24 protein-coding genes, 1 CRISPR repeat array and 1 riboswitch are annotated in these 25,787 nt (G+C 42.0%); of the genes, 15 read left to right on the plus strand and 9 right to left on the minus strand.

The window, feature by feature from the left end:
- Positions 1 to 98: 98 nt before the first annotated feature.
- The 8 genes from ffh to L8106_RS15890 all read left to right on the plus strand — a co-directional run bounded on the left by ffh (position 99) and on the right by L8106_RS15890 (position 5,382).
- Positions 99 to 1,541, plus strand: coding sequence for a signal recognition particle protein (ffh, locus tag L8106_RS15860; RefSeq protein ID WP_009785362.1), 1,443 nt, complete (start codon positions 99 to 101; stop codon positions 1,539 to 1,541).
- A complete protein-coding gene (locus L8106_RS34245) occupies positions 1,528 to 1,659 on the plus strand; it encodes a hypothetical protein (RefSeq protein WP_009785363.1) in 132 nt (43 codons plus the stop codon). Before ffh ends, L8106_RS34245 begins: the two co-directional genes overlap by 14 nt.
- 99 nt (positions 1,660 to 1,758) lie before the next feature.
- Positions 1,759 to 2,058, plus strand: coding sequence for a 30S ribosomal protein S16 (gene rpsP, locus L8106_RS15865; protein ID WP_009785364.1), 300 nt, complete (start codon positions 1,759 to 1,761; stop codon positions 2,056 to 2,058).
- 19 nt (positions 2,059 to 2,077) lie between these two features.
- The gene (locus L8106_RS15870; protein WP_009785365.1) at positions 2,078 to 2,422 is read left to right on the plus strand and encodes a KH domain-containing protein; all 345 of its coding nucleotides are present in this window, start codon (positions 2,078 to 2,080) and stop codon (positions 2,420 to 2,422) included.
- A 291-nt stretch (positions 2,423 to 2,713) separates the two neighbouring features.
- Positions 2,714 to 2,995, plus strand: coding sequence for a Rid family hydrolase (locus tag L8106_RS15875; protein ID WP_009785366.1), 282 nt, complete (start codon positions 2,714 to 2,716; stop codon positions 2,993 to 2,995).
- Positions 2,996 to 3,031: 36 nt separating this feature from the next.
- On the plus strand, positions 3,032 to 3,985 hold the full coding sequence (locus L8106_RS15880; protein WP_009785367.1) for a PhoH family protein: 954 nt from the start codon (positions 3,032 to 3,034) through the stop codon (positions 3,983 to 3,985).
- 148 nt (positions 3,986 to 4,133) lie between these two features.
- Complete coding sequence (locus tag L8106_RS15885) at positions 4,134 to 4,541, plus strand: ChuX/HutX family heme-like substrate-binding protein (RefSeq protein WP_009785368.1); 408 nt, start codon at positions 4,134 to 4,136, stop codon at positions 4,539 to 4,541.
- Positions 4,542 to 4,548: 7 nt separating this feature from the next.
- Positions 4,549 to 5,382 (plus strand): DUF6816 family protein, encoded by an 834-nt coding sequence (locus L8106_RS15890; protein WP_009785369.1) that lies wholly within the window; start codon positions 4,549 to 4,551, stop codon positions 5,380 to 5,382.
- A 32-nt stretch (positions 5,383 to 5,414) separates the two neighbouring features.
- Here L8106_RS15890 and L8106_RS15895 read toward each other — a convergent pair whose 3' ends face one another.
- Together L8106_RS15895 and L8106_RS15900 are read right to left on the minus strand one after the other, a co-directional pair.
- Complete coding sequence (locus L8106_RS15895) at positions 5,415 to 6,776, minus strand: serine/threonine-protein kinase (protein ID WP_009785370.1); 1,362 nt, start codon at positions 6,774 to 6,776, stop codon at positions 5,415 to 5,417.
- Between the two features lie 223 nt (positions 6,777 to 6,999).
- On the minus strand, positions 7,000 to 7,614 hold the full coding sequence (locus L8106_RS15900; protein WP_009785371.1) for a Uma2 family endonuclease: 615 nt from the start codon (positions 7,612 to 7,614) through the stop codon (positions 7,000 to 7,002).
- A gap of 46 nt (positions 7,615 to 7,660) precedes the next feature.
- Positions 7,661 to 7,825, plus strand: a riboswitch (cobalamin riboswitch).
- 22 nt (positions 7,826 to 7,847) lie between these two features.
- On the opposite strand from L8106_RS15900, the gene L8106_RS15905 reads away from it, so the two are divergent.
- The 4 genes from L8106_RS15905 to L8106_RS15920 are packed head-to-tail and all read left to right on the plus strand — an operon-like array spanning position 7,848 to position 10,566.
- Positions 7,848 to 8,621 carry an energy-coupling factor ABC transporter permease gene (locus L8106_RS15905; protein WP_039896474.1) on the plus strand — a complete coding sequence of 258 codons (774 nt, stop codon included), beginning with the start codon at positions 7,848 to 7,850 and terminating at the stop codon, positions 8,619 to 8,621.
- Positions 8,611 to 8,931: an energy-coupling factor ABC transporter substrate-binding protein gene (locus L8106_RS15910; protein WP_009785373.1), complete on the plus strand. Its 321-nt coding sequence runs from the start codon at positions 8,611 to 8,613 to the stop codon at positions 8,929 to 8,931. Before L8106_RS15905 ends, L8106_RS15910 begins: the two co-directional genes overlap by 11 nt.
- The gene (cbiQ, locus tag L8106_RS15915; protein ID WP_009785374.1) at positions 8,931 to 9,734 is read left to right on the plus strand and encodes a cobalt ECF transporter T component CbiQ; all 804 of its coding nucleotides are present in this window, start codon (positions 8,931 to 8,933) and stop codon (positions 9,732 to 9,734) included. Before L8106_RS15910 ends, cbiQ begins: the two co-directional genes overlap by 1 nt.
- On the plus strand, positions 9,718 to 10,566 hold the full coding sequence (locus tag L8106_RS15920; RefSeq protein WP_009785375.1) for an energy-coupling factor ABC transporter ATP-binding protein: 849 nt from the start codon (positions 9,718 to 9,720) through the stop codon (positions 10,564 to 10,566). The genes cbiQ and L8106_RS15920 overlap by 17 nt, the downstream gene beginning before the upstream one ends.
- On the opposite strand, the gene L8106_RS29690 is transcribed toward L8106_RS15920, so the two are convergent.
- From L8106_RS29690 to L8106_RS15935, 3 genes are all read right to left on the minus strand, one after another.
- Entirely contained in the window at positions 10,563 to 11,726 is a 1,164-nt protein-coding gene (locus L8106_RS29690) for a hypothetical protein (protein WP_156803705.1), read from the minus strand. The two genes, L8106_RS15920 and L8106_RS29690, sit on opposite strands and share 4 nt — an antisense overlap.
- A gap of 200 nt (positions 11,727 to 11,926) precedes the next feature.
- Positions 11,927 to 13,941: direct repeats of the CRISPR family, unit length 37 nt; unit sequence GTTTCAATCCCTAATAGGGATTATTGGTAATTGTAAC.
- A 245-nt stretch (positions 13,942 to 14,186) separates the two neighbouring features.
- Positions 14,187 to 18,137 (minus strand): transporter substrate-binding protein, encoded by a 3,951-nt coding sequence (locus tag L8106_RS15930; RefSeq protein ID WP_039896475.1) that lies wholly within the window; start codon positions 18,135 to 18,137, stop codon positions 14,187 to 14,189.
- Positions 18,138 to 18,689: 552 nt separating this feature from the next.
- Complete coding sequence (locus tag L8106_RS15935) at positions 18,690 to 20,285, minus strand: serine/threonine-protein kinase (RefSeq protein WP_009785379.1); 1,596 nt, start codon at positions 20,283 to 20,285, stop codon at positions 18,690 to 18,692.
- A 335-nt stretch (positions 20,286 to 20,620) separates the two neighbouring features.
- Here L8106_RS15935 and L8106_RS15940 point away from each other — a divergent pair, with 335 nt between their 5' ends.
- A complete protein-coding gene (locus L8106_RS15940; protein ID WP_009785380.1) occupies positions 20,621 to 21,001 on the plus strand; it encodes a hypothetical protein in 381 nt (126 codons plus the stop codon).
- A 124-nt stretch (positions 21,002 to 21,125) separates the two neighbouring features.
- Here the strand turns inward: L8106_RS15940 and L8106_RS30610 are convergent, their stop codons facing one another.
- From L8106_RS30610 to L8106_RS15950, 4 genes are all read right to left on the minus strand, one after another.
- On the minus strand, positions 21,126 to 21,236 hold the full coding sequence (locus L8106_RS30610; protein WP_071941398.1) for a photosystem I protein PsaX: 111 nt from the start codon (positions 21,234 to 21,236) through the stop codon (positions 21,126 to 21,128).
- An 88-nt stretch (positions 21,237 to 21,324) separates the two neighbouring features.
- Positions 21,325 to 22,263 (minus strand): lipoyl synthase, encoded by a 939-nt coding sequence (lipA, locus tag L8106_RS15945; protein WP_009785381.1) that lies wholly within the window; start codon positions 22,261 to 22,263, stop codon positions 21,325 to 21,327.
- A 155-nt stretch (positions 22,264 to 22,418) separates the two neighbouring features.
- Positions 22,419 to 22,814, minus strand: a complete 396-nt coding sequence (locus tag L8106_RS34475) for a zinc ribbon domain-containing protein (protein ID WP_009785382.1) — start codon at positions 22,812 to 22,814, stop codon at positions 22,419 to 22,421.
- Positions 22,815 to 22,824: 10 nt separating this feature from the next.
- The gene (locus L8106_RS15950) at positions 22,825 to 23,655 is read right to left on the minus strand and encodes an RNA-guided endonuclease TnpB family protein (RefSeq protein WP_198012955.1); all 831 of its coding nucleotides are present in this window, start codon (positions 23,653 to 23,655) and stop codon (positions 22,825 to 22,827) included.
- A 205-nt stretch (positions 23,656 to 23,860) separates the two neighbouring features.
- Here L8106_RS15950 and L8106_RS15955 point away from each other — a divergent pair, with 205 nt between their 5' ends.
- Entirely contained in the window at positions 23,861 to 24,433 is a 573-nt protein-coding gene (locus L8106_RS15955) for a response regulator (protein WP_009785384.1), read from the plus strand.
- A 98-nt stretch (positions 24,434 to 24,531) separates the two neighbouring features.
- Positions 24,532 to 25,584 carry a bifunctional heptose 7-phosphate kinase/heptose 1-phosphate adenyltransferase gene (locus L8106_RS15960; RefSeq protein WP_009785385.1) on the plus strand — a complete coding sequence of 351 codons (1,053 nt, stop codon included), beginning with the start codon at positions 24,532 to 24,534 and terminating at the stop codon, positions 25,582 to 25,584.
- Positions 25,585 to 25,787 lie beyond the last annotated feature (203 nt).

The raw sequence follows: 25,787 nt of genomic DNA on the forward strand, positions 1-25,787 counted from the left end.
TAGGGATTATCATAATAAAAGTCGAGTCACAGATGACTCTGTTCCCAGCGGCCTCCTGTGACCCATAGCCCATTTGCTGCACGAAAAAATCACCAATTATGTTCGACGCCCTTGCTGAACGCTTAGACTCCGCTTGGAAAAAACTCCGGGGTCAAGACAAAATCACCGAGTCCAACATTCAAGACGCCCTGAAAGATGTCCGTCGGGCTTTACTCGAAGCCGATGTCAATCTCCAGGTTGTCAAAGAATTCGTCGCCGAAGTCGGTGAGCAAGCACAAGGGTCGCAGGTTTTTTCAGGCGTGCGACCGGGAGAACAGTTCGTCAAAATCGTGCATGATGAACTGGTGAAAGTCATGGGAGAAAGTAACGTTCCCCTGGCAACAGCCGACTCCCCGCCCACCATTGTGTTAATGGCTGGTTTACAAGGGACCGGTAAAACCACCGCAACGGCTAAATTAGCCCTGCATCTTCGCAAGGAAAACCGCACTGCATTGATGGTGGCGACAGACGTCTATCGACCTGCGGCGATCGATCAGTTGAAAACCCTCGGCCAGCAGATCGAAGTTCCCGTCTTTGAACTCGGAAGTGATGCCGATCCGGTGGAAATTGCCCGTCAAGGCGTGGAATACGCCAAAACCCAGGGCGTTGATACTGTGATTATTGACACCGCTGGTCGCCTGCAAATCGACCAAGATATGATGGCGGAACTCGCCCGTATCAAAGCAGTTGTTCAACCCCATGACACGCTGTTGGTGGTCGATGCGATGACTGGCCAAGAAGCCGCGACCTTGACCCAAACCTTTAACGAACAGATTGGCATTAGCGGCGCGATTCTGACAAAATTAGATGGGGATAGCCGAGGCGGTGCGGCCCTGTCCATACGGCGAATTTCTGGTGCGCCGATTAAATTTGTAGGGGTGGGTGAGAAAGTCGAAGCCCTGCAACCGTTTTACCCCGAACGGATGGCTTCTCGTATTTTAGGAATGGGTGATGTCCTGACGCTGGTTGAGAAAGCACAGGAAGAATTCGACCTGGCCGATGCCGAGAAAATGCAGCAGAAGATCATGGAAGCCAAATTTGACTTCACAGACTTCCTCAAGCAAACTCGGCTGATGAAAAATATGGGTTCTCTGGGGGGGTTAGCGAAGTTGATTCCGGGGATGAATAAAATCTCCAAAGAACAACTTGAACAGGGAGAACAACAGTTGAAGCGATCAGAAGCGATGATCAATTCAATGACGACTGAAGAACGTAAAAACCCAGAGGTATTGGCGAGTTCTCCCTCTCGGCGTCGGCGCATTGCCAAAGGATCGGGTCATAGTGAAAAAGACGTGATGCGACTGGTCGGCGATTTCCAGAAAATGCGGGGCATGATGCAGCAAATGGGTCAAGGTAGTTTTCCCGGAATGGGAGGAATGCCCGGAATGGGAGGAATGCCCGGAATGGGAGGAATGCCCGGAATGGGAGGAATGCGCGGTGCAGGGGGTGGCAAAAAGAAAAAGAAAGCCAACAAGAAGAAAAAAGGGTTTGGACAACTGTAAAGCAGCGACAACAGAAACGTTAGACAATAGACCCATAAATATCGGCGAAGTCAATGTTTCCACGGTGATGATTGAGCAATTACCTCAAAATAGCGATCGCGCTGTCGTTGCGGGCTAGACCTCAAAGTTCAGGGGTCTGACAACATCCCCAGTCCCTATCCCTATGCCCCAGTCAAAAAAAATAGCTTACAATCATAAAGGAGTGTTGTGAATTAAAATGATCAAACTGCGATTGAAGAGATATGGTAAAAAGCGGGAAGCGAGCTACCGGATTGTTGCGATGACAAGTTTATCTCGTCGCGAAGGTCGTCCCTTAGAGGAACTGGGCTTCTACAACCCCAGAACAGACGAAACTCGATTGGATGTCCCAGCGATTGTTCGGCGCCTTCAACAAGGGGCGCAACCAACTCGAACTGTGCGTAACATCCTGCAAAAAGCCAATGTATTTGAACAACTCAAGTCCAGATCAAACGCTGAACCCAATTCGTCAGAATCGGAACCCGAACCCGTCAGCTAGTCCAAACTATGCTCAGTTAGTGCGATTTTTGATCGAACCTTTTCTAGAAACTCCAGATTCCTTACGAGTCGATTGTGAGCGCTCTCTGGCTCAACAGAGAACATGGATTCGATTAGCTTTTGAAGCAGAAGATAAAGGCCGGGTTTACGGTCGTGGAGGACGCAATATTCAGGCGATTCGGACTGTGTTGTCTGCGATCGCAGAAGCCGCCGGAGAATCCGTTTATTTAGACATATACGATAACCAATCTAATGGTAGTAGTCGCCCGAGGGTTTCTCCTAGTCGTCCTTCTCCGAGACGTACAACCCGAACTCGGCATCGCCCATCGACTTCTAGCCAATTTGCCAGAAAGCCGGAGCGATAAAAGTTAGCAACTTCTCCCGTTAAACCCAGCGTATAACGGGAGTTAGCCCAAGATCAAAGTAAAAAAGTGTTGCCTCGTGAGTTTTCACGATACTCAGCTCAATTACTCGAAGTCATTTCCCCCTCGAAAAACGGCGGCTCTAATTTGATTAATAGTTCAAACTCAGTTCAGACAATCAGCCAACCGTCTCATCGCCCGATGGGATTCGAGATCAACTGAGGAAGCGGTCGTTTTAGAGCCGCTTTTCCTCGTTGTTTAGTTTCCTCATTAAACGAATGTTTGTGAACAACTATGGTTCATTCAACAAGTGTCCGTCGTACCTTTTCCGGCGCACCTGGGGAGTCACAAGTGGGCTACTGTCGCGCCGTGCAAGTGGCTAATCAAATCTATATCACGGGAACAGCCCCAGTCGCCGCTGATGGTCAGGTCTTCGCTCCAGGTGATGCCTTTGAGATTTTCCAACAGACATTACAGAACTTAGACGCTGACCTAAGCGGTGTTGTGCGAACGCGAATGTTTGTCACCAATATTAGTAGAAGTTCAACGCTTGATCGATCCAGCGATGTTAATTGAAATTGAAGCTGATGCAGTTGTCGTTACTCAAAACGAATGACAGAGCGCTTAACCCTTGAGTTCCCCAGTATTGAAAGTGCAATGGCCCTTTCAGGATACCAAGAAGATAACCTCAAAACCCTAGCCAAACAAACCGGCGCCCAACTTGTGTTGCGGGGTCAAGAACTCCACATTAGCGGAACCGCCAGTCAAATTGAACTCTGTCAAAAATTGGTGCAGTCTCTCAAAGACTTTTGGAAGCTAGGTAAAACCGTTACAGGCGTTGATATTATCACGGCGCGTCATGCGTTAAATACAAACCGACAAGAAGAACTCAGCGCCATTCATCAAGACGTTCTCGCCACCACTCGGCGAGGAATGGAAATTCGCGCGAAAACCTTTCGTCAACGCCAATATATTCAAGCCATCCGCACTAATGATTTGATCTTTTGTAGTGGGCCTGCCGGAACCGGAAAAACCTATCTCGCCGCCATTATTGCGGTTCAAGCCTTACTCTCTGACCAATACGAACGCCTAATTTTAACCCGTCCGGCGGTAGAAGCCGGAGAACGTTTAGGATTTTTACCCGGAGACTTACAACAAAAGGTTAATCCTTATTTGCGTCCGCTTTATGATGCCCTATATGAACTGATTGACCCCGAAAAAACCGCTAACTTGATGGAACGCGGTATCATCGAAGTTGCACCTTTAGCGTATATGCGAGGACGCACGTTAAACAATGCTTTTGTCATCTTAGATGAAGCCCAAAATACGACTCCCGCCCAGATGAAAATGGTCTTAACTCGATTAGGATTTCGATCTCGGATGGTTGTCACCGGAGATACAACTCAAACGGATTTACCTTTAAATCAATCTTCGGGTTTAAGTGTGGCTTTGAAAATATTGAAGAATGTCGAAGGTATCGCTTTCTGTGAATTTTCTCAAGCGGATGTCGTGCGAAATCCTTTAGTTCAGCGAATTGTAGCAGCCTATGAACGGCATGAGAAGTAAGTGTTCTCAAAGACTGAATTTGCTACCAATAATTGATGGGGAGGTGAGGAGGTGGGGAGATAGATCTGTAGCATTATTTTGAAGATTTCATATTATTATATTAGAAATCTCAACCGATTGATTAACCTCAAAAAGAACCTAAATCATTATGACCACCCTCAAAGACTTTTTAGAAGCTTGCGAAACCCTCGGAACATTACGTTTAATTGTTACCAGTAGTTCAGCCGTATTGGAAGCCCGAGGCAAAATTGAGAAGTTATTTTATGCCGAACTTCCCAAAGGAAAATACGCCAATATGCACACCGAAGGCTTTGAGTTTCATCTGAATATGGATAAAATTCAACAGGTGAAATTTGAAACGGGAGAAGCTAAACGCGGCAACTTTACCACCTACGCGATTCGTTTTATCGACGATCAAGAAGAAGTCGCCCTGAGTGCATTTTTACAATGGGGAAAACCGGGAGAATATGAACCCGGACAAGTTGAAGCTTGGCAAGAACTCAAGTCAAAATATGGAGAAATTTGGCAACCTTCCCCTGTAGAAACCTTATCTTAAACTATAGATGAAATTCAGAAGATTAATTATTATCTGTCTATTTTTCGTCTTATTTCTGAGTGGAAATTCTGCCATTGCCGGACAACTTACCCAACGAGTTTTAGAGTTTCCTAACTGGGAAAGTAAACCGATTCTCAAGGAAGCAGAAGGGGATTTAATTTATCCTGAATGGATGGCGGGAGAATGGCAAGTGACCAGTACATTAGTAAAAATGGTTGCACCGAACCCAGAAGTGGTAACACCGGGTTTTAAACAGAATCGTCAATATCTCGATCAACCGATAACCTTTAATGTTCGGTTTTATCAAGCTAAACCCTATTCGTTTATTAACGTTAATCTTCCGTTTCCGCAAACGTTAAATATTCAGAATAATTCAACACAAAATCAAGAAAATATTGTGGGAGATCGGGCATTTAATGGGTTAAATATTGCCCAAGCAATTTTAGGAGAAAAAGCCGTTTTATCCGTGAAAGTTGATCCCAAAAATCCCAATAAACAGATTACATTTTTTAATAATGATAATCAACTGCTTTCAACCGTAACCCGTCGAGGAAGCGAAACCCCAAGTCTTAATCAATTTGTTTCCACAGAAATCTTTCAACAGATTTTTCAAGGAGAAACGTCTATTTATCTCAACGAAGTCGAAACCACAACCGCTTACACTGCTAAATTCAATCAACAAGATCCTGAAAAAGTTGATGAAGTTACCGCTAATCAGATCACAGCAATTTATTTGTCTCCTCAAGATCCAGATTATTTTAAAGCCCAAAATCAACCCGTTTCTCTTTATCGGTATCAGTTAAAATTATTACCTATAAATTCTAAATCATCAACAGAGTGAAGGGTGTATTTAAAATTCCCTTCACTGATGAACTACTTCGTTGCAAATCCACAATAAGCACTCGGATTAAATTCTCGGTATTTGGGTAAATTTTTCTCACAGGCTGATTTTGTTTCAAACCAATCTCCATAGACTTTATAAGACTTATATTGAGACCAATTAGAATAGTTTGGACTCCAAAATAAACCCGCATCAGAATAACCATTTTCTTTTAAAGATTGACGTTTTTGTTCAGCCTGTTCTGGGTCATTAAAAGCTGAATCGGCAATAAAATAGAAAGACATCGGCAGATTATACAGTTGATCAACCGTTGAAGCTTGAGACGACTTTTGTTGAAATAAAATCTTCAACGGAATAGCAATTCCCAATCCCACAAAAGCACCGATGAGAATTCCGAATAACGTTGCTTTTTGCCAATCTTTTAACTGTTTAAACTGTTTAAAGAGTTGAAATTTAGAGTGAGAAGTTTTAGGAGACTGAAGTGGTTTTGGGAAAAATATTGTCGAAGGGGGTAACGACGGTTCAGTTTTGGGAATAGGACTCGGAATAGTTTGTAAAGCGGCAAACATTTCCTCAGACTTAGAAAAGCGATCACGCGGATAAAATTGAATTGCTTTATCTAAAATTTCCGCAAAACTTTGACTAACATCAGGAACATTTTCTCGCCATAAAATTTTACCTGTTTCTCGGTCAATATTCATCTCTTTAATTGTTTTTCCGGTTAATAAATAAATCGCTGTCATCCCCAAACTATAAAGATCACTCGAATACAATGGATAGCCTACCGCTTGTTCAGATGCCATAAAACCCGGTGTTCCAATTAAAATCGAAGCCGTCGGACTTCCCTGAGAATTTAACATTGTTCCCATTGTTTCTTTGACAGCCCCAAAATCAATTAAAACAGGTTTACCCATCGGATGACGTAAAATAATATTATCCGGCTTAATATCTCGATGAATTAAACCTTGTTTATGAATGCGATGTAAAAGCGGTAATAAACCCAATAAAATCTCTTTAACTTCCGTCTCACTCAATCGTCCTAAGCGTTGAATGCGAGTGGTTAAGGTTTCTCCCTCAATCCATTCTTGAACTAAATAAAACTGTTCTTCTTCTTCAAAATAGGCGTATAATCGAGGAATGCGATCGCTTTTTTCACCCAGTTTTTCTAAAATAGCTGCTTCTCGGCGAAATTGTTCTTGAATTAACGGATAAAGTTCAGGACGATTAACACTCGGTTTTAATTGCTTAATAACACAACGACGACCCGAAGGCATTTGAGTATCTTCAGCGAGAAACGTTTCACCAAAGCCACCGCTACCAATAGATTGTAAAATACGATAGCGATTATTGAGGAGTTTTTCGGGAGTTGGGGGAGTATGAGTAACAACTTGCATGACGACCTCGATAAAGTTAAACCAGTAAGACTCTCTGCTTAACTTCACTCTATAAAAGTCTCGAAAGCCGCAGTTGGCTTAACGTACAACTTCCCAAATCATCACAAGTCTGTTCACCCCAACTTCCCGTTAAACCCCCCATTCCAGTCTTCTAACTGATATCACCCTGAAATTCTAGTGTGACAGCTTGAGTGTTGTCACTCAAATAGAGTAATCTTCATCTCTATCTAAATTCAGCAGCAGTAAAGATTTGTTTTGCTGTTAGTTGTAAGTTAGGAAAAATTGAGGAAACGAGTTGATCGTTATTTTGAAATCGCCGTTTTTGATATTCATCTTCGACCAATGTACAAATCGTTATCGTTGGCTGTTTAGGTTTGCCAATATATTCTCTACCACCCATACCCAAATAATCAACAATCCAATATTCAAAAACACCCAATAAAGCATAATCTTCAACTTTTCGGGCATAGTCATTTTGCCAGTTTGTGCTGACAACTTCTGCAATCAGTTTAATCGAGTTTCCGAATGTAATAACAGGTTCTTTTTGCCACAAAGGTTCATTAATAAGTTGAGTTTGATCTAAAATTATTACATCTGGACGAAAAGCCGTTTCCGTTCCTAAAAGTTTGATTAAGCAGCGATGGGGAATCAAATAGTTGAGATCCTGGCGATCAATTTCTACATTCAATTTTCGCCCAATAAAAGCAGAAACTTGTTCATGCAGCCCTGTTGGTTCCATTTTAATTAATTCGCCATCTATCAGTTCATAGCGATCGCGATCGCCGTATTTTATAATAAATTCATCAGCCGTCAGTAAGTTTGAGATAAATTGAAGCATTATTATTTTTCTTAACCATTTCTGCAACTATTTACATTTTATATGGTAAGATACAAAATCTATTGGTTCTAGTGAGGGTCAGCCACTAGAGGTAACGGGGAAAGTTTGGTAAAAATCCAACACTGTCCCGCAACTGTGATGAGATTTTATGGAAGTTTTATTAACATCAAATCTCTAAGTCAGGATGCCCGCCAATAGAAATCTACAAACACAACTCAATCTGCGAGGTACAGATGTCAAGAGTTCATCGAATTTTCCGCCTTGTCGCCATGACAGGGTTAAGCTTTTATCTCGTTGTCGGTGCAGCTTCTCCAGCCCAAGCGATGCACATTATGGAAGGATTTCTTCCGGTGGGTTGGGCAATATTTTGGTGGGTTTTGAGTTTACCCTTTTTCATTTTGGGAATAAAATCATTAAACCATATTACTCGTCAAAATCCCGAACTTAAATTATTACTCGCCTTAGCCGGAGCATTTAGTTTTGTACTGTCTGCTTTGAAAATTCCTTCTGTTACCGGAAGTTGTTCTCATCCAACCGGAACCGGACTCGGAACTGTTTTGTTTAGCCCTTCTGTAATGACAGTATTGGGGAGTTTGGTATTAGTTTTTCAGGCGGTATTACTGGCTCATGGGGGCTTAACAACCTTGGGTGCAAATGCTTTTTCAATGGCAATTGTTGGCCCTTGGATTGCCTATGGAATTTATCGTTTATGCTTAAGTCAAGGACATCAAAAACTCGGTATTTTCCTCGCCGCAACATTAGGAAGTTTATCGACTTATACTATGACTTCGATTCAACTTGCTTTGGCTTTTCCGGCTGCAACCGGAGGCGTTTTGGTGTCATTTATTAAATTTGCAGGGATTTTTGCTCTAACTCAATTTCCATTATCAATTAGTGAAGGTTTATTAACCCTATTGGTGTGGAACTGGTTACAATCTTACGCCTCAGAAGAACTCCAAACACTCAAACTTTTACAAAATAGTCGAGGAAAAAGCCATGCAATCTAATCAGAAACCCACTCAACCTCAATCCTCAAAACAAAGAAACGGGTTACTTATTTTAGCCGTTATCACCTTAGCAATATTACCGTTAATATTTATTCGAGGAGAATATAGTGGAGCCGATAGCGAAGCCGAGAAAATTATTACAGAAATTAAACCCAATTATCAACCCTGGTTTAATCCTTTAATAGAACTTCCCAGTGGAGAAATAGAAAGTCTATTATTTGTGTCTCAAGCTGCAATTGGAGCCGGAATTGTTGGCTATGTTGTGGGGTTGTACAAAGGTCGTCAAGAGGGAAAAAATCAAAAAAATTAATGCACCATGAAATTGATTCTTTAGCCTATACCAATCGATTGCGTTATCTCCCTCCCGAACACAAAATTTTGTTTGGAATGACTTTGTTTTGTTTGAGTTGGGCGGCACCTTCACTAATACAACTCTTAATCACCGTTTGGATTACAATTTGGATTATTATTTATGCTCAGATTCCAGCTTCGGTTTACCTAAAATTACTAGCTATTCCGTTAGGATTTTGGTTAACCAGCGTTCCGGCTTTGGTGTTGGCGGGAGTTGGGTTATCGGATATGCAGTTGGTTCAGAGCGATATTTTTTGGGGCGTAACTTTGGGTAATCTTTTTATTTATATCAGTCAACAAGGACTTCAACAAATTACAGTTTTGTTTACCCGTTCTCTGGTACTGACTGCTTGTATGTACTTTATTTTGTTAACAGTTCCTTTTGTAGAAATTGTCAGAATTTTAAAAAATATTGGCTGTCCGAGTTTGATAACAGAACTCTTGACGTTAATGTATCGGTTCATTTTTCTACTCACAGAAACCGCCAGTGAATTGTTAACCGCCCAACAAGCCAGAATCGGCTATTGTAATTGGAAAACGGGAATTCGCAGTATTGGAATTGTCGTCAGTCAAATGTTGCGACGCACCCTAGAAAACTATCGTCAAATTTCTCTGGGATTGACATCACGAGGGTTTACAGGAGAACTAAAGGTTTGGTATATTCGTCGCTATAAACCCGATTTTCGGTATATAATTGAAGCAATTTTTGGGTGTACTTTATTGTTCGTTAATATTGGATGGCATTATGTCTCCAGAATTTGACCTTCTCAGTTTTAAAGATGTTGAATATACTTATCCCTGTAGCCAACGTTCTGCGGTTCAAAATCTAACGCTGAGAATTCCCCAACACCAACGTTGTGCAGTGATTGGACGAAATGGTTGCGGAAAAACAACATTATTTCGACTCGCTAATGGATTATATCGCCCGAAACATGGTAGAATAGAATGGCAAGGAAAACCGTTAAAATATGATCGAAAATCCTTAAATCAATTACGACAACAAGTCGGTCTAGTTTTTCAAAATCCCGAACAGCAATTAGTCGCCACAACTGTCGAAGAAGATATCTCCTACGGACTGTGTAATTTAGGTTTACCCGAGTCGGAAATCGCCCAACGAGTCCAACAAACCTTATTAGATTTTGACTTACTGAGTTTAGCCGATACACCGATTAATTACCTCAGTTTAGGACAAAAAAAGCGCGTTTCTATTGCAGATGTGATGGTTCTTCAGCCTCAACTTTTATTACTTGATGAACCCACAGCGTATCTTGACCCCAGACAAGTTCAAAACTTCCGCCAAACCCTCGAAAAAGTTCATAGTAGAGGAACAACGATTCTACTCGCAACTCATAATTTAGACTTTGTAGAAGCTTGGGCGGATTGGGTTTTTGTGATGGATAGTGGAGAAATTGTATTAGAAGGAACCCCAGAAACCGTATTTAGCCAAAGTCAACAAATTCAAGAATTAGGTTTGGGAGTTCCGCTTATTGTCACGGCGTTGAAAGCCATTCAAGATGAACTCAATCTCAATCAATTAACACCTTTATCTGCGGAACAATTACAAAAAATTCGCCAGCGTATTCGTCAGCTTTAGGCGCCACCGCAGCAACCGCCCCCACCGCAACCCCCACCGCAACCACCGCCACCGCAATCACCTCCACCACCACCGCCATCACTTCCACAACTGCTATCGCTACTGCTACTTGTAGAATGGTAACTACTACTGCAATCGCTACCCCCATCACTTCCATAACCACTATTGCTACTGCTACTGTCATAGTAACTACTGCTATTGGTAGAATGGTAACTACTACTGCTGTTGCTACTCTTGTTACCAGAACGACTGCTAGAACGACTACTTGATTGGCTAGACGGTAGAAAACAAATTGCAATACAAAGAGTAAAAATGCAGAGAAAAAACAGATATCCGATAGGTTTTCCGCGAGAAATACTCACGAAAATTTTAGCCACACCCAACGCTAATACTGCAAATATCGGTAAGGCGGGTAAGTATTCAATGAACAAAGATTTTCTATGAGTTGAAGAAGTTGCTGTCGATGGCTTTCTTAAACTGTCCAAACCCAAACCTAAAACAATGGCAGTAAGAACCGAAAGAAAGTAAAATTCTAAAAATTCCGAACCTGTAAAATCAAGAGGATTTTGCATATTTGTAAGAGAAACTTCACAGGCGGTTAAAGCTAGAGTTAGAAGAAATCCAATTCCTAAAATTGCGGGTTTAGGAAAGCGAAATACAGGTAAATTCAGGTTACGAAACTTGGGAATAATCCAATAATCCTCTGTATTAACCCGTTGAACTTGAATATCGTGATTAAAGCGAATTTCCGCAGGCGGCCAAATCTCAACAGGTGGAAATTCTCCGAAGAATGTGGTATACTCTTCTAAAGTTTTATTATACCAATGATTGAACTTATTATCCTCTGAACTTCCGCCTTGAGTTGGGCTGTGATGTAACGGTTTTTGCAGAATATTCGGACAAAATTCATCCCAATAAGAACGAGTATAAGCTAAGTGTAAATGCCAAACTTGATCGACTTGTTCTGAAGGCGTAACGGGATGTTCAGCAACAACCGCTAAAAATGCAAACTTTTTATATTCTGCGATCGCTTGCTGAGTATATTCTACAGTCCAACCGTTCTCTCTGGCTAGGCGTTTGCTAAAAGAATATTTGGCGTTAGGTTCATCCAGCGAAAAGGCTTGTAAGCGTTGATAGAGTTCCTGTTGTTGAACGTTCATTTCCATTCCCTACAGCTTTCATAAAGATCTCTGTTATCACTTCAGGAGTTTCACTAGATTTTATGAAAACCTTGATTTATTGTTACGCGCGGTGTTGTGCTTCAGCGCTATCAATCTAATAGAAACGCAGACTTTAACAAAACGGTTAACTTAACAATCTAACCCGTTAATAAAATGTAAAATTAATAAGTTTTGGTAGTGTTTCAATCCCTAATAGGGATTATTGGTAATTGTAACACAACACCACCGCCAAAAGCCGATACACGCCGCAGAAGTCGTTTCAATCCCTAATAGGGATTATTGGTAATTGTAACGCTCCCGTTCTAATATCATCCGTTCATCCTGAGTTTCAATCCCTAGTAGGGATTATTGGTAATTGTAACCCTTAAATGAATTGTATACATATTCAATATCGTAGTTTCAATCCCTAATAGGGATTATTGGTAATTGTAACTAAGTGATTCAACCCTTTGAGCATAATCGTCTCTGTTTCAATCCCTAATAGGGATTATTGGTAATTGTAACACCTCTGACTTTTAGAATTATTGCTTCTGGATTAGTGTTGTTTCAATCCCTAATAGGGATTATTGGTAATTGTAACATCCAGATCACGTTTATATAAATGCAGATGGGCAGTTTCAATCCCTAATAGGGATTATTGGTAATTGTAACTTCCAGAAATCCTTACCCTTAGCCTCAAGGTGAACCTGTTTCAATCCCTAATAGGGATTATTGGTAATTGTAACTTCCAAAGAAGTATTTCCTCTCCGGGTGCATACAAAACTTCCAGTTTCAATCCCTAATAGGGATTATTGGTAATTGTAACCAGGCAAGTGAGCGAGTTCGCAATTTGATGGATTTTGTTTCAATCCCTAATAGGGATTATTGGTAATTGTAACCCATCATAGCACCCATGTTTTTGAAAATAATTTGTTTCAATCCCTAATAGGGATTATTGGTAATTGTAACTTTTGTGGGAAGGGGGTTTGTCGAATCACCCTAATGTTTCAATCCCTAATAGGGATTATTGGTAATTGTAACTTTTCTCAAAACTGCAAAGAGCAATCAAAAAGATTAAAGTTTCAATCCCTAATAGGGATTATTGGTAATTGTAACTCCGTAACCCGTTCAAATGATGGGATTACAGGATTTAGTTTCAATCCCTAATAGGGATTATTGGTAATTGTAACTCTCAATGCGATCGCAACGATGATAGGATGTTTTTTGAGTTTCAATCCCTAATAGGGATTATTGGTTATTGTAACGGATTTGGTGGTCGCCAGAGCGAGTAGAAGCTTATGTTTCAATCCCTAATAGGGATTATTGGTTATTGTAACCGTTTGATTGCAGACTCTTGCGCTAATTCATCAGTTTCAATCCCTAATAGGGATTATTGGTTATTGTAACAATTCAGGTTCAGAAACCAATACTCTAAGCTTTTCAAGTTTCAATCCCTAATAGGGATTATTGGTTATTGTAACTCGGAGCAGGGAAAAACAGTTCAGTCCGTCTATTAGGCAAGTTTCAATCCCTAATAGGGATTATTGGTTATTGTAACAAGTGCAGACACTGGGTTCAATTTAATTGATTTGTTTCAATCCCTAATAGGGATTATTGGTTATTGTAACACCCAAGCATCATCGTTTGCCTATAACTTTGATTGGTTTCAATCCCTAATAGGGATTATTGGTTATTGTAACAATTCAACAAGAGAGCATTTAGAGCAGCAATACCGAGGTTTCAATCCCTAATAGGGATTATTGGTAATTGTAACGCATTGTGAGTAACTGGGAGTGTTGTCGGTTCATCCAATAGTTTCAATCCCTAATAGGGATTATTGGTAATTGTAACTTCCAGCGAAGGCAACCGTCCGGTCAAAGCGAGACGTTTCAATCCCTAATAGGGATTATTGGTAATTGTAACCTGGTGATTCAGAAGCTTCACGAATTTGAATATGTGTTTCAATCCCTAATAGGGATTATTGGTAATTGTAACTGATGATACTGAATTACAGAAATGGGATAGAGTTTCAATCCCTAATAGGGATTATTGGTAATTGTAACAAGGCTCCGCCGGGCCGGAAGATATTGAGTCTGGTTCGTGGTTTCAATCCCTAATAGGGATTATTGGTAATTGTAACCTTTCGTCGGCGCTTAGAGATTCAGCTTTTCTTCTGGGGTTTCAATCCCTAATAGGGATTATTGGTAATTGTAACTGTAAGCCATTGAAACCTATAGTATATTGAGTTTTCGAGGTGCAGTTGCGCCTGGTGCGACTAAAACTATAATACCCGATCGCCTCAGATTTGTCAAAAAGGCTGAAACCCTTACACAGTGGGACGCGCCCGCCTCTCGAACTCAGGAGCGACCCCAAACCCAGACAGAGTAAGAAATTCAGCGTTCAAAAGCAGTCGCCCAATTTTGACACCTACTCGGGGGCGCAAAAAAGACATCCGATCAGTTATTTTCTCCCTTGTAGCCAGTAGGTCGCCATTCTACCTATCCCTTTAACATCAATGATTCCCCGTTTTTCAAAAATATACTGATCTTTTAATAAGTCGTAAGTTGCTTTTGTGACTTGAATTTTCCCGGCTTCCCCGTGAGACTCCATCCGTGACGCCACATTAACCGCATCTCCCCACAAATCATAAATAAACTTACGAGTCCCAATAACCCCAGCAACAACTGGCCCAGTATTAATCCCAATTCGCAGACGAAACGGTAAACCATCATGGCGTTGAAAACGGCAAATTTCCCGTTGCATATCCAAAGCCATTTCAGCAATTGCTTTAACATGATCATCTTTTGGTGTGGGTAAACCTCCGACAACCATGTAAGAATCTCCAATAGTTTTAATTTTTTCCAAATCATGTTTTTGTGCAAACGCATCAAATGCGGAGAAAATCTCATTAAGTAAATCCACTAATTCAGTCGGTGCAATTTGAGAAGAAAATCCGGTAAAATCAACAATATCTGCAAACATAATTGTTGCGTGATCAAAGCGTTCAGCAATCGAATGGGGGGCTTGTTTGAGACGTTCAGCGATTGATCTCGGTAAAATATTTTGTAACAAACGCTCTGACTTTTGCTGTTCAATTCGCAACGCATCAAGTACCCGTCGTCGTTCAGTCGTATTACGCGCAACCCAAATTACACAATTATTTGGCATAGGAGAAACCGTCGCCGCAAACCAAACTAATTCTGTTATTTCTGGGTTGAGGGGAGAATTAGAACTCGGAACAAAACCCGATTCTGATTGTTCAACAGGTAAACTATACTCAACATTCAGTGTTTTTCCAGTTTCTAATACTCTTTGAATATGACTATAAAACATTCTGGCTTGAGCGGGCGGAAACACTTCAAAGACACTTTTTCCTAAACGATCTGGTGTGGGACTATACAAAACTTCAGCATTTGTAGTGACAATCTTCTTATAATTCCCTTGAGCATCAAACACCGTAATCACATCAGTCATTGCCGCAAACAAAGCTCGCAGTTCGGCTTCTGACGATCGCAAAGCCCCTTCTATCCGTCGCCGTTCCCCAATTTCTCGTACCAGTTCAGCCGTGCGTTCTTCTACTCGAAATTCCAAAGCATCCATCGCCTGTTGAAGTGCATCTTCAGCCTGTTTACGTTCAGTAATATCAACAACTGTTCCCTCATAATACAACAGTTTCCCGGCATTATCATAGACTGCGGTGGCGTTTTCAGAAATCCAGCGCAACTGACCATCTACCCGACAAATTTGCGACTCAAAATTAACAACCGCCCCCTGTTCTTTGATTAAGCGAACAAACTCCTGACGGTGCCCGGTATCCACATACAATTGATTACCAACATGAGTCAAATTATGAATTAAATCTTGGGGAGATGCAAACCCATAAATCTGTGCTAAAGCCGGGTTTACACTAATAAACCGTCCCTCCGGTGAAGTTTGAAAAATCCCTTCAACTGCATTTTCAAAAATACTGCGATAATTCGCCTCAGCTTGTTTCCGGGCTGTAATATCAATTCCGACAAAAAACGCTGCTTGTTCGTGGTGATATTTATGAGCAACAATCAAATAATTTCGCCGTTCTTCTTTAACAATCGAGATCACTTCTCGTTGAGCATCTAACGCCGCAGTTGCGAAGAAATCTCGTACAAACTGATTGAATTGAGGACTAACATCTAAAAACCCAATATGCTTATTTAAAAAATCTTCAGGCTTTAATTCAAACGTATCAGCCAGATAACGATTCACCCCCAAATAATGCAAATCTGAACTAATCCAAGAAACCGTTCCGGGTACAACATCTAAAACGGCTTGTAATTGATCTCGAGTATTTTCTAATGCTGCTTCTGCTCGTCTTTGGTCGCTAATATCAATCCCAATAATAAAAGCTTCTTGACTTTGATTGTATTTTTGAGCAACAATAATGTAATGTCGTCTTTTATCCTGAACTTTCGCACAAATTTCCCGATAAGCATTAATTTCAGGCTTGCCAAATAACTCCTGAACAAACTGATTAAACTGTGAACCTCCGCCTAAAAATCCAATCGGTTGATTGGCAAAATCTTCACGAGGTCGGCTATGAATATCAGCAAGATTTTGATTAACTTCGATATAACGTAAATCTGAACTCACCCAGGAAGCAGTACCCGGAACGGCTTCTAATACAGTTTGTAAACGGACATTTGCTGTTTTTAATGCTTCTTCAGTCCGTCGGCGTTCAGTAATATCAAGACCGACTACAAACGCCGCTTTGTTGTGATCATATTTACGAGCGACGACTAAATAATAAGAGGGATGTTCACCCAAATTCGTCATCACTTCCCGAGACATTTCAACTTCAGGACTGGCAAATAATTGTTGAACAAAATCATTAAAATCAGAACTCGAACCCAAGAATCCAATATGCTGACCTGAAAAGTTTTCCCGAGGCATATTGAACATATCGGCGAGTTTTTGGTTCACCTCGATGTAACGCAAATCAGATTGAATCCAAGACACAGTTCCCGGTACTGCTTCTAAGACAGCTTGTAGACGAGTATTGGCAGAAAGCAGGGCTTCACGGGCTTGTTTATGTTCAACAATTTCTTCAACAAAACGATCATTTGATTCTTTGAGGGCGGCTGTTCGTTCTGCAACAATTTGTTCGAGTTGAACGTTCATTTGTTTGAGTTTTTGCTCAAACTGTTTCCGGGCTTCAATTTCTTGTTTGAGTTGGGCTTGAGTCGCTTCGAGTTCGATAGATTTTTGTTCGAGTTGTTCAGCACGTTCAATACTATGACTCACTTCTGCGAGCAAATGTGTGACCATTTCTGAAGTATTGAAATGACCTTCTTCAAATCCTAACCAGGGTAAGGGTTTAATTCGATTGGGTGTAGAGTATATCACTTCAAATTGTCCGTTAGGGAGGGCTTGACCAATCCGACACACTTTGGAAACATGATGATTGGGTTTGATGCAGTAGATACCCCCTGGAGCCGGAAAACTAACTCCATAAGCCGCGACTCGAATCCGACCACAATCAAATGAATTTGCCAATTCAACCGCTTGTTTCCACAGATAAACTTGGGTATAAGCGGCTTCAATGGGATCACTGGTCACGCGATGTTGGCCGTATCTGGCTTTAAAATTTTTGACAAATTGTTGATTTTCTGGCGTGTCAATACTTTGAAAATAACTCCAGCAACTTAAATGACCCACTGCTGCTGCTCCGATTTCTTGCAGTTCGGTTTCGGAGACAGAGGTTGCCATAATCGGGATATTTTCCGCCGTTAAACCTGCTGCTTGAAATTGACGGTAAAAAGCAACATTGCTATCGCCCGTTAGCGTGCTAAAAATCACATCGGGTTGGGCTTGTTGAATCCGAGTGATAATTGCGCTAAAGTCTTGGTTTCCCAAAGGGGCATAGGCTTCGCCGACGATCTCTCCCCCCAGTCCATTGAGTTGAATTTTGACTAATTTATTGACAGTATGGGGAAACACATAATCCGAACCGAGTAGATAAAACCGTGATCCCAGATTTTGTATCAACCAATTGACAGTGGGTTCGACTTGTTGATTGGCACAAGATCCGGTATGAAAAATATTAGGGGAGTTTTCTAAGCCTTCATAGTGGACAGGATACCACAGTTGAGCATTACAAGCTTCGACAACGGGTTTGACTGCTTGACGTGCATCTGTTGTCCAACAACCAAATAGAGTAGAAGCATTATCCTGTTGAATCAGTTTTGTGGCTTGGGTGACAAATGTTTCTAGATTAGATGCACCGTCTTTGATGACGGGTTCGATAGGCTGACCTAAGACACCTCCAGATTGATTAATTTCAGCGATTGCCATTAATTCAGCATCAACGAGCGGAGATTCGCTAATTGCCATCGTCCCACTCAGAGAATGCAATATTCCGACTCGTACACCTGGCATAGCTTGTTATTGGTTTAAAGAACAATAACCCCGTTATGGGCTTTCTGGTTGCACCCTGTTCTAGAACCGATTCATCTCAAATCTTGAGCAAATCTTCATGATCGGATTTCCCCTCGGTGGCTGTGCAGATTGGTCAAGTCTACTCTGGCTTCAATCCTAGAAATCCTTTTAGATCTATCGACTTTTCGGCTATAGAGACATTGTAGGCAACCTCTCTCGCCTTACCCTTCACCCCTAACAGAATGCAATTGAGTGTGTTCTCCTGATAGAACCGTTCACTCTTAGCCATTCCCAAAAAAATTTTGCTTCCCTGAGATTAAAATAGTCTATAAGCAGACTGATAATGCTTCTTTATCAGTCAACCCAATTTGACTTTACCAGTGACAACTGTACTCACATTTTATAGCATTTAGAGAACAGTTTTTAGGTTAAAAATGGATAAACAACAGACAAGGGTATTAATTACTACCCATGATCTGTATATTTCATAATTTACCAATATTACCATTTTTCACAAAAACGTTAACAATAGATTACATAAGTTAATTTTTTTCAGACAATGCCACAATCAACAACCTTCTCAGACATCATCTGGGCGTGTTGCCACCATTTTCCTGAACCCACAATCCCCATACGCGACGGTAAATGACCAATCGGAGCGGATCGATCAAATCTAAAGCCCATCGCCGGATGATGAGGATTATAAGTTAACCAACCAAGGCGATCGCAAAATTGACTATAATCTCCTTCTACCTCCTCATAAATGCGAGTCTGTACACTAAAACCAAACCGTCCCTGACTATATTTCACCCACAACGCATCTATTGTTCGCAAATCCTGACAAGGCAATTTTTTCAAGTCTTGGGGAGAAAGATAACAATATCTCCCATGACCCAAAGCCTGACACAACACCCACCAGGTTTCGTGATCAGCTTCTTTCCAGTGGTGAGTGGCTAAAAGACGCTGTAACTTGCTATAATCAACCCCAACCTCAGAATTGAGATCATCAATCGGTTGACTCAAACCTGAAAACAACTGAGTCAAAACATCCGGTAATTTCCAGCTTGATCGAGACAGGGGCGAAAGGTGTCGAGAGCGAGACGGCAATCGCTTCACCGGAGTCTGAACTGGAGAAGAAGACATTTTCGGTGTATTCATCGCTTCTAAGACTTGCTCGGCGCTCCTATAACGTTGCTCTAGCGATGGGGCGACTAAACGATCCAAAATCTTTCCTAGACGTTCACTGACTCGGTGCTGAGACGTGATCAACTCTCGCCAAACCCAATCTTGTTTTTCCTCATCGTACAATTGCCAAGGCGAAACCCCCGTCAACAAATACAAACAACTCGCCCCCAACCCATACAAATCACTCGCCGCAAATGCTTTTCCTCGGGTTTGTTCGGGCGCCATAAACTCAGGAGAACCCACCACTGTCCCCGCTCGCTGTATCACTGTATCACTGAGGAGTTTAGCAACACCAAAATCAATTAAAACCCATTGATTTTCCGGGCGACGGACAGGCGGTGAACTCAGAGATACCGATGATAAACTGGCTTTAGAGATGAGATTACGAGAGACAATCGATTCTATCGGTTCAATCACGGGAATATCCGCTTCCAAAGTCAGAGGAAAACGCCGTAAAATATTCTCAGGTTTAATATCGCGATGCACAATTTGATGATCATGAATATATTTCAACACCGGAAGCAAGCCCCGCAGTAGTTCCCAAATCTGCGTTTCCTGAAATATTCCCTTTTGTTCTAATTCCTGTGCTAATGTTTTTCCGGCAATGTACTCCTCCACCAGAAAAAGCTGTTTATTCTGCTGAAAATGGGCGTAGAGTTGCGGAATTTGTGGATGTTTACCCAACTGTTCCAAACGCACCGCTTCTTGACGAAACAGTTGGGCTGCTTTTTGATAATGGTGAACCTGGCGATCGCTAAACATAAATTGTTTGATCGCACAAGGGGGTTTAGAGGGAATGTGTTCATCAACTGCTAAGTAAGTTTTAGCAAAACCTCCCTCTCCTAACGGTTGAATGGGACGATAACGATTTTGCAATAACAGGGGTTCACCACAACTTTGACAAAATTGTGCAGTATCAAGATTAGCAGGATGGAGACATTGAGGATTAATACAGTAACTCATAAACAAATGATTCCATACAGGTTTGGAATTTTGAATATTATTGATTAATATTCTGCCGTTGACCCAAAATCAGCGAGGATCAGCCTCACCCTCAATCGGGTTTCCCTTAATTTTAAATCAATTGTTTTAAAATTTTGATATATAGCGTTTCTCAGAGTAACGAGGTACAGATTTACGATCTTTTCTATTGCCTATTGCCAGATGAGCTGTTGCCTAAAGCATAAAGTTATGTACCTCACAAGGCGCGATAATTGCTATAGCGTCTCATGTTCTCAAACGACTAATCTCTCGAAACCTGAAGTCATTTTTGTTATCGTTTCTCAACCCAAATCCTGATGAATAACTTTTTTAATTCTCCTCAAAACCTGCGGTTAATTATTGCCTTTTTATCCGCTTTCTTAGTCTGGCAACTGTTTTCATCGGCTCAAGCGTCTACGAACTCTCAGCTTGCATTTCGGATTCGACGGTTAGAAACTCAAGTTTCTCAATTGAGAGGGGAAATCAGCAGTTTAAGATTTCAATCTTCGCCGTCTATTAACCCGGTAGAAGGAGCGCCAACCGAAGATATTCCGCCTGATCCGCGATCGCATTTAATGTCTGGTGATCCGATGTTTGATCGATTAGCTACTCTAGTGATTGAACTCAAACAAGATTTCCAACAACTTCAGCAGCGTGTTGATGAGATCGAATCTCACACCGAAACTTCACGAAATTAATTCGAGTCTAAGCGAGTACATTTTTAACAGTTAAAGTGCTGCCCTATGATTAATTTCGAGAGAACTCAATTAGAAATCAGGAGCAGCACAAATTTATTAAATCAAAAATTAACAGCGTTTCCAACTATTCAATGATATGGAAATAGTAAGCCGCAACCAACAAGTTGATCGCTAACAGTACGATTGCCCAGAACGTGCGAAAAGGATAAGGTGCTTTGGATTCACTCTTTGTCATAAACTTAATTCTCAATGCGTTGACTACATTAAAGCATAGATGAGATCATTTTCAGACAGATGGGGATCAATCTCTTTCTATAGCATGATCAGTCTCTTTCTCCAGCATGATAAGAACTACGAACAAGTGGCCCAGAACGCACATGAGAAAAACCCATCTCTCCCGCGATCGCACCAAAGCGTTCAAACTCTGCCGGAGTCCAATATTTCTGCACGGGTAAATGGGCTAAAGACGGACGCATATATTGACCCAGTGTAATCCGATCACATTCGATCTCCCTAAGATCTTGGAGCGTTTCGATAATCTCTGCTTCAGTTTCTCCATGTCCTAACATTAATCCAGACTTGGTAGGAATCGTGGGATTAAGTTTTTTAACAATTCTCAACACATCCAGCGAACGATCATATTTTGCCCCCCGTCTGACGATTCCTTGTAGACGTCGAACCGTTTCAACATTATGGTTATAACAAGCCGGTTGAGCCGCAACGACAGTAGCAATCCGTTGAGCTTGAAGTTCATAGAGATCACCACCGCCTTGTCCGCCCCAAAAATCGGCTGTAAGGACTTCAATTTCAGTTTCCGGGTTTTGCTGACGAATCGCCTCCATCGTGGCAACAAACACCCCTGAACCGCCATCGGTTAAATCATCTCGCGCCACCGAAGTCAATACCACATACCGCAACCCGAGAAGCTTCACCGCTTCAGCCACCTTTTGAGGTTCATCGGGGTCTAACGGCATGGGAGCATGACCCTTATCCACTTGACAAAAAGCACAAGAACGAGTGCAAACAGGCCCCATCAGCAAAAAAGTCGCCGTACCCTGGGCATAACATTCTCCCCGGTTGGGGCAACGTCCTTCCTCGCAGATGGTGTGGATATTACGCTGTTTGATAATGCGTTGGACAGCAGACAGTTCACTCGCCTTGCCAATCGGACGACGTAACCAGTCCGGCATCGCTGCAACCATTGCTTGTCGGGAGTTTGATTCAGACTGAGGTGTAGAGGGAGAGTGAGTAGGAGTTGACATCTTCAAAATTAAAAATCTTTTGTGTTTTGCCCTTTATGACGAATCCAGATTAATCTAATGTATGTGAAGAACTCGGGTTGAGTTCTAACCTATGAGTCACATTGACATCCTCCCTCTCTAAACCAGAGATTATAGAGAGGGATTCCCAAACATCGCTATTTGGATTTACTGCATCTTTGATTCTTAACTAGACCGTTACCAGTCCCCGTCAGACCATCTCCACAGTCAATTTCTTGAACCACGATCTGCCCGACCGCAGCAATCCCCCGTTGACAAATGACTTTTGCTGCCCCAACATCACGATTACATTCGTAATTGCATTCAGGGCATTTGTGGATACGCTCTGACAAATCAAATTTGCCTGTATGCGTCCCACAATTTGGGCAAATTTGACTGGTATATCTGTGGTCAACTTTACCAAAATAAACCCCTCGTTTCCAACAGACCCAAGTTAAAATATTGAAGAATTGACCGAATCCCGCGTCAAGAGTATGTTTACCCAACATCCCTTTCGCCCAAGTTCTAAAATCTAAGTCTTCAACAAATATCATTCCAGCTTGGTCACACAAATGATGGGCTAGTGAGAGCGTGAAAATCTTTTCGAGTGTCCGAGATTTTTTGATGAATTCTTGAAGACTTCTGATTGAGTTTATGTCGATTGACTGAACCTGGTTTTTTTGACTTGAATCTACGTTGCAGCAATTTCAGCTCGCCATGTAGTTGAGCCAAGAACTTTGGACGTTCAATCAATTCACCATCAGAAGTTGCCAAAAACTTATCGAGTCCAACGTCAATCCCGAGCGGATACCCCGAAGCCGGAGTGTCTGGGATATTTACATTGCTCTGCAATGACAGCATCGCAAAATACCCACTTGCTCGTCTAACTACCCGCACCTGCTTGAGCTGAAATCCCTCTGGGATTGGGCGAGATAATCTCATCCGAACTAATCCAATCTGAGGTAGTTTTATCCAGTCATTAGAGATTGGATTTGTCTTGAACTGAGGGAAAACAAACGACCGCATTCGATACTTGTTTTTCAAGCGAGGAAAGCCGTAACCCTTTTCTTTCATGCTGTTAAATGCTCTTTCTAAAGTTTTCAAAACTTGTTGTAAAACTTGAGCATTCACTTTCTTGATTTCCGGGTTGGTTTTTTTTGCTTTTGTTAAGTTCGCAGCTTGTACGTTGTAGTTGGGGTAAGGGGCATCTGCTGAGATGATGTATTCTTGTTGCAATGAACAATAATTAATAGCACACTTTCTACTGTTTATCCAGTCTTTTCGCTCTCTCAAGGCGTAATTCCACACCTTTCTACAGACCACCAACATATTCTCAATGATGGTAATCTGTTCTTGAGAGGGGATTAACTTAAATTCGTAGGTTAGTGTTAGCACACTGGAATGTTACCACAATTCTATCCCGTTATGCTAACCCGTTAGACTTTTGTACAGGAGAACTTCCGTCGGACTTCCCAAAACCGAGTCTTTTTGTTGGTCGCAATTCACCTACGACCAAAATCAAAGATTTTGGTCGCAGTCCTCTTGCTCCATTACGATAGACTCAAATAGGAACACTTAACTCATCACTAGGGAGTCAGTCGTGGCAGGTCGAAAAATCCTGGTTATCGATGATAGCAAAGTTATTCGTGTGCGGGTTCGGGAAATGCTCCCTCCGGGTAACTTTGATGTATTAGAAGCCAAAGATGGTAAAGAAGGACTAGAACTGGTTCATCAGGAATATCCTAATTTAATTATGTTGGATTTCCTGTTACCCAAGTTAAGCGGTTGGGATGTGTTCCAGCAGATACAAGCTCACAGCGAACTGCGGAAAATTCCACTCGTACTCATGTCTGGTCGTAAAGAGGAGGTGACGGAAAAAATTCCGGAACCGTTTGAGTATTTCGAGTTTATCGAAAAGCCCTTTGAAAAAAAACAACTGATCGAAGCAATCAAGTCTGCTTTTGTCAAAGCCAACAAGTCGCGAGAACCCCTACCGAGTGCAGCCGCGAAAGCCTCACCTGCTCAGGCAGAGACACCAACAAATTCGGCAGATGCGGCTCAAATCAAAGCGTTAGAACAGCGCATGGCTAAAATGCAAGCGGAGATGAACGCGCTCAAAAAACAAGTGGCTCAAATCAAAGCTTTTGTTCTCAAACTGAAAAAGCCATCTTAACTGATTAGGGGGGAACTGCTACAATTCAAGGTTGCTGATCCTGTGCTTGGTTATTTTGACAGGAGCGATCGCCAACTGTTCATTCCCTGATTCGGATTATGACTCTAGATGTCTCTTTTCTCACCCAACTGAGTGCGAGTGCCGACTCACTGATACAACACTTAGATCACTTTTCTCAAGCGAAAGTTTTGGTGGTGGGAGATTTAACTCTAGATGAGTTTCTTTCGGGTCAGGTCGAACGGCTTTCTCGTGAGGCGCCCGTCTTAATTCTCCGCCATGAAGCGACTCGTCAAATTCCCGGTGGGGGTGCCAATGCAGTATACAATTTGGCTTCATTGGGTGCAACGGTTAAGGTGGCGGGTTTTGTTGGCAAGGATGAACAGGGTCTGGCTTTGCGGCAAATTTTTGAGGAGGCGGGAATTGAGACTCAGGGAATGCTGCTTGACCCTGATCGCCCAACCGTTACAAAAACTCGCATTTCTGGTCATGCTCGTCAGTCGGTGACTCAGCAAATTGTCAGAATTGATCGCAAGTCTGATCGCTTACCGGATCTAGACTTACAGTTACAACTAGCAGATTATATTCGCAATTCCCTAGAAACGGTTGATGCGGTGGTTTGTTCGGACTATGGCGATGGGGTTCTCACACCTGTCACGATTGAAGCGGCTTTGTCTCATGGTTTGACGGTGGTGGATACGCAAAAGGATTTACATCGGTTTACCGGGGCGAGTCTGTTTACCCCCAATCTTCCTGAAGCAGAACTGGCTGTGGGATACTCGATTACGGATGAGAGTACCCTCGCTCAAGCGGGAGAGGATTTGCTGAAACTCACACAAGCGGATCATATTTTGATTACTCGCGGTGAAGATGGGATGAGTTTGTTCTCTGCCCACTCAGAGGACGCTAGGCTGAGTTCATTGCATATTCCGGCTTTTAATCGTACAGATGTATTTGATGTGACTGGAGCGGGAGATACGGTCGTCTCAGCGCTGACTTTGGGCTTGTGTGGGGGTGCTTCTCTATGGGAAGCGGCGGTACTGGGGAATTTAGCGGCGAGTTTGGTGGTTCGTCAGTTTGGAACCGCAACAACAAGTATTGGACAAATGAAGGAAACGTTGCGATCGCTACTTTCAGATACAAGTTCTCTTTGACATCCTCTCCGTCGTAAACAACGGAGATTCCAAACATCACTGTCTGGGCTTCCTCTTTCCACGAGCTGACTTACTAGGTTGAGTTTCCCCAACAGAGCAGAGGGCATTCTCTTCAGAGGCGTTAATTACCACCTGCCCGGCGGTATTTTAAAAACAGATATTAAGCGGAAGAACGGATTAAGTTATCTGTAGGACAGCATAAA

Origin of the sequence: Lyngbya sp. PCC 8106, assembly GCF_000169095.1 — a bacterium.
Lineage (GTDB): Bacteria > Cyanobacteriota > Cyanobacteriia > Cyanobacteriales > Microcoleaceae > Capilliphycus.

What these genes read in the sequence shown, in the direction of transcription:
- L8106_RS29690 (WP_156803705.1), bottom strand. Translation starts at nt 11,726, where the DNA reads ATGAACGTTCAACAACAGGAACTCTATCAACGCTTACAAGCCTTTTCG.
- L8106_RS15910 (WP_009785373.1), top strand. Translation starts at nt 8,611, where the DNA reads ATGCAATCTAATCAGAAACCCACTCAACCTCAATCCTCAAAACAAAGA.
- L8106_RS15920 (WP_009785375.1), top strand. Translation starts at nt 9,718, where the DNA reads ATGTCTCCAGAATTTGACCTTCTCAGTTTTAAAGATGTTGAATATACT.
- L8106_RS15900 (WP_009785371.1), bottom strand. Translation starts at nt 7,614, where the DNA reads ATGCTTCAATTTATCTCAAACTTACTGACGGCTGATGAATTTATTATA.
- L8106_RS34475 (WP_009785382.1), bottom strand. Translation starts at nt 22,814, where the DNA reads ATGATATTTGTTGAAGACTTAGATTTTAGAACTTGGGCGAAAGGGATG.
- L8106_RS30610 (WP_071941398.1), bottom strand. Translation starts at nt 21,236, where the DNA reads ATGACAAAGAGTGAATCCAAAGCACCTTATCCTTTTCGCACGTTCTGG.
- L8106_RS15880 (WP_009785367.1), top strand. Translation starts at nt 3,032, where the DNA reads ATGACAGAGCGCTTAACCCTTGAGTTCCCCAGTATTGAAAGTGCAATG.
- L8106_RS15895 (WP_009785370.1), bottom strand. Translation starts at nt 6,776, where the DNA reads ATGCAAGTTGTTACTCATACTCCCCCAACTCCCGAAAAACTCCTCAAT.
- L8106_RS15930 (WP_039896475.1), bottom strand. Translation starts at nt 18,137, where the DNA reads ATGCCAGGTGTACGAGTCGGAATATTGCATTCTCTGAGTGGGACGATG.
- L8106_RS15890 (WP_009785369.1), top strand. Translation starts at nt 4,549, where the DNA reads ATGAAATTCAGAAGATTAATTATTATCTGTCTATTTTTCGTCTTATTT.
- ffh (WP_009785362.1), top strand. Translation starts at nt 99, where the DNA reads ATGTTCGACGCCCTTGCTGAACGCTTAGACTCCGCTTGGAAAAAACTC.
- cbiQ (WP_009785374.1), top strand. Translation starts at nt 8,931, where the DNA reads ATGCACCATGAAATTGATTCTTTAGCCTATACCAATCGATTGCGTTAT.
- L8106_RS15940 (WP_009785380.1), top strand. Translation starts at nt 20,621, where the DNA reads ATGAATAACTTTTTTAATTCTCCTCAAAACCTGCGGTTAATTATTGCC.
- L8106_RS15875 (WP_009785366.1), top strand. Translation starts at nt 2,714, where the DNA reads ATGGTTCATTCAACAAGTGTCCGTCGTACCTTTTCCGGCGCACCTGGG.
- lipA (WP_009785381.1), bottom strand. Translation starts at nt 22,263, where the DNA reads ATGTCAACTCCTACTCACTCTCCCTCTACACCTCAGTCTGAATCAAAC.
- L8106_RS15935 (WP_009785379.1), bottom strand. Translation starts at nt 20,285, where the DNA reads ATGAGTTACTGTATTAATCCTCAATGTCTCCATCCTGCTAATCTTGAT.
- L8106_RS15960 (WP_009785385.1), top strand. Translation starts at nt 24,532, where the DNA reads ATGACTCTAGATGTCTCTTTTCTCACCCAACTGAGTGCGAGTGCCGAC.
- rpsP (WP_009785364.1), top strand. Translation starts at nt 1,759, where the DNA reads ATGATCAAACTGCGATTGAAGAGATATGGTAAAAAGCGGGAAGCGAGC.
- L8106_RS15905 (WP_039896474.1), top strand. Translation starts at nt 7,848, where the DNA reads ATGTCAAGAGTTCATCGAATTTTCCGCCTTGTCGCCATGACAGGGTTA.
- L8106_RS15885 (WP_009785368.1), top strand. Translation starts at nt 4,134, where the DNA reads ATGACCACCCTCAAAGACTTTTTAGAAGCTTGCGAAACCCTCGGAACA.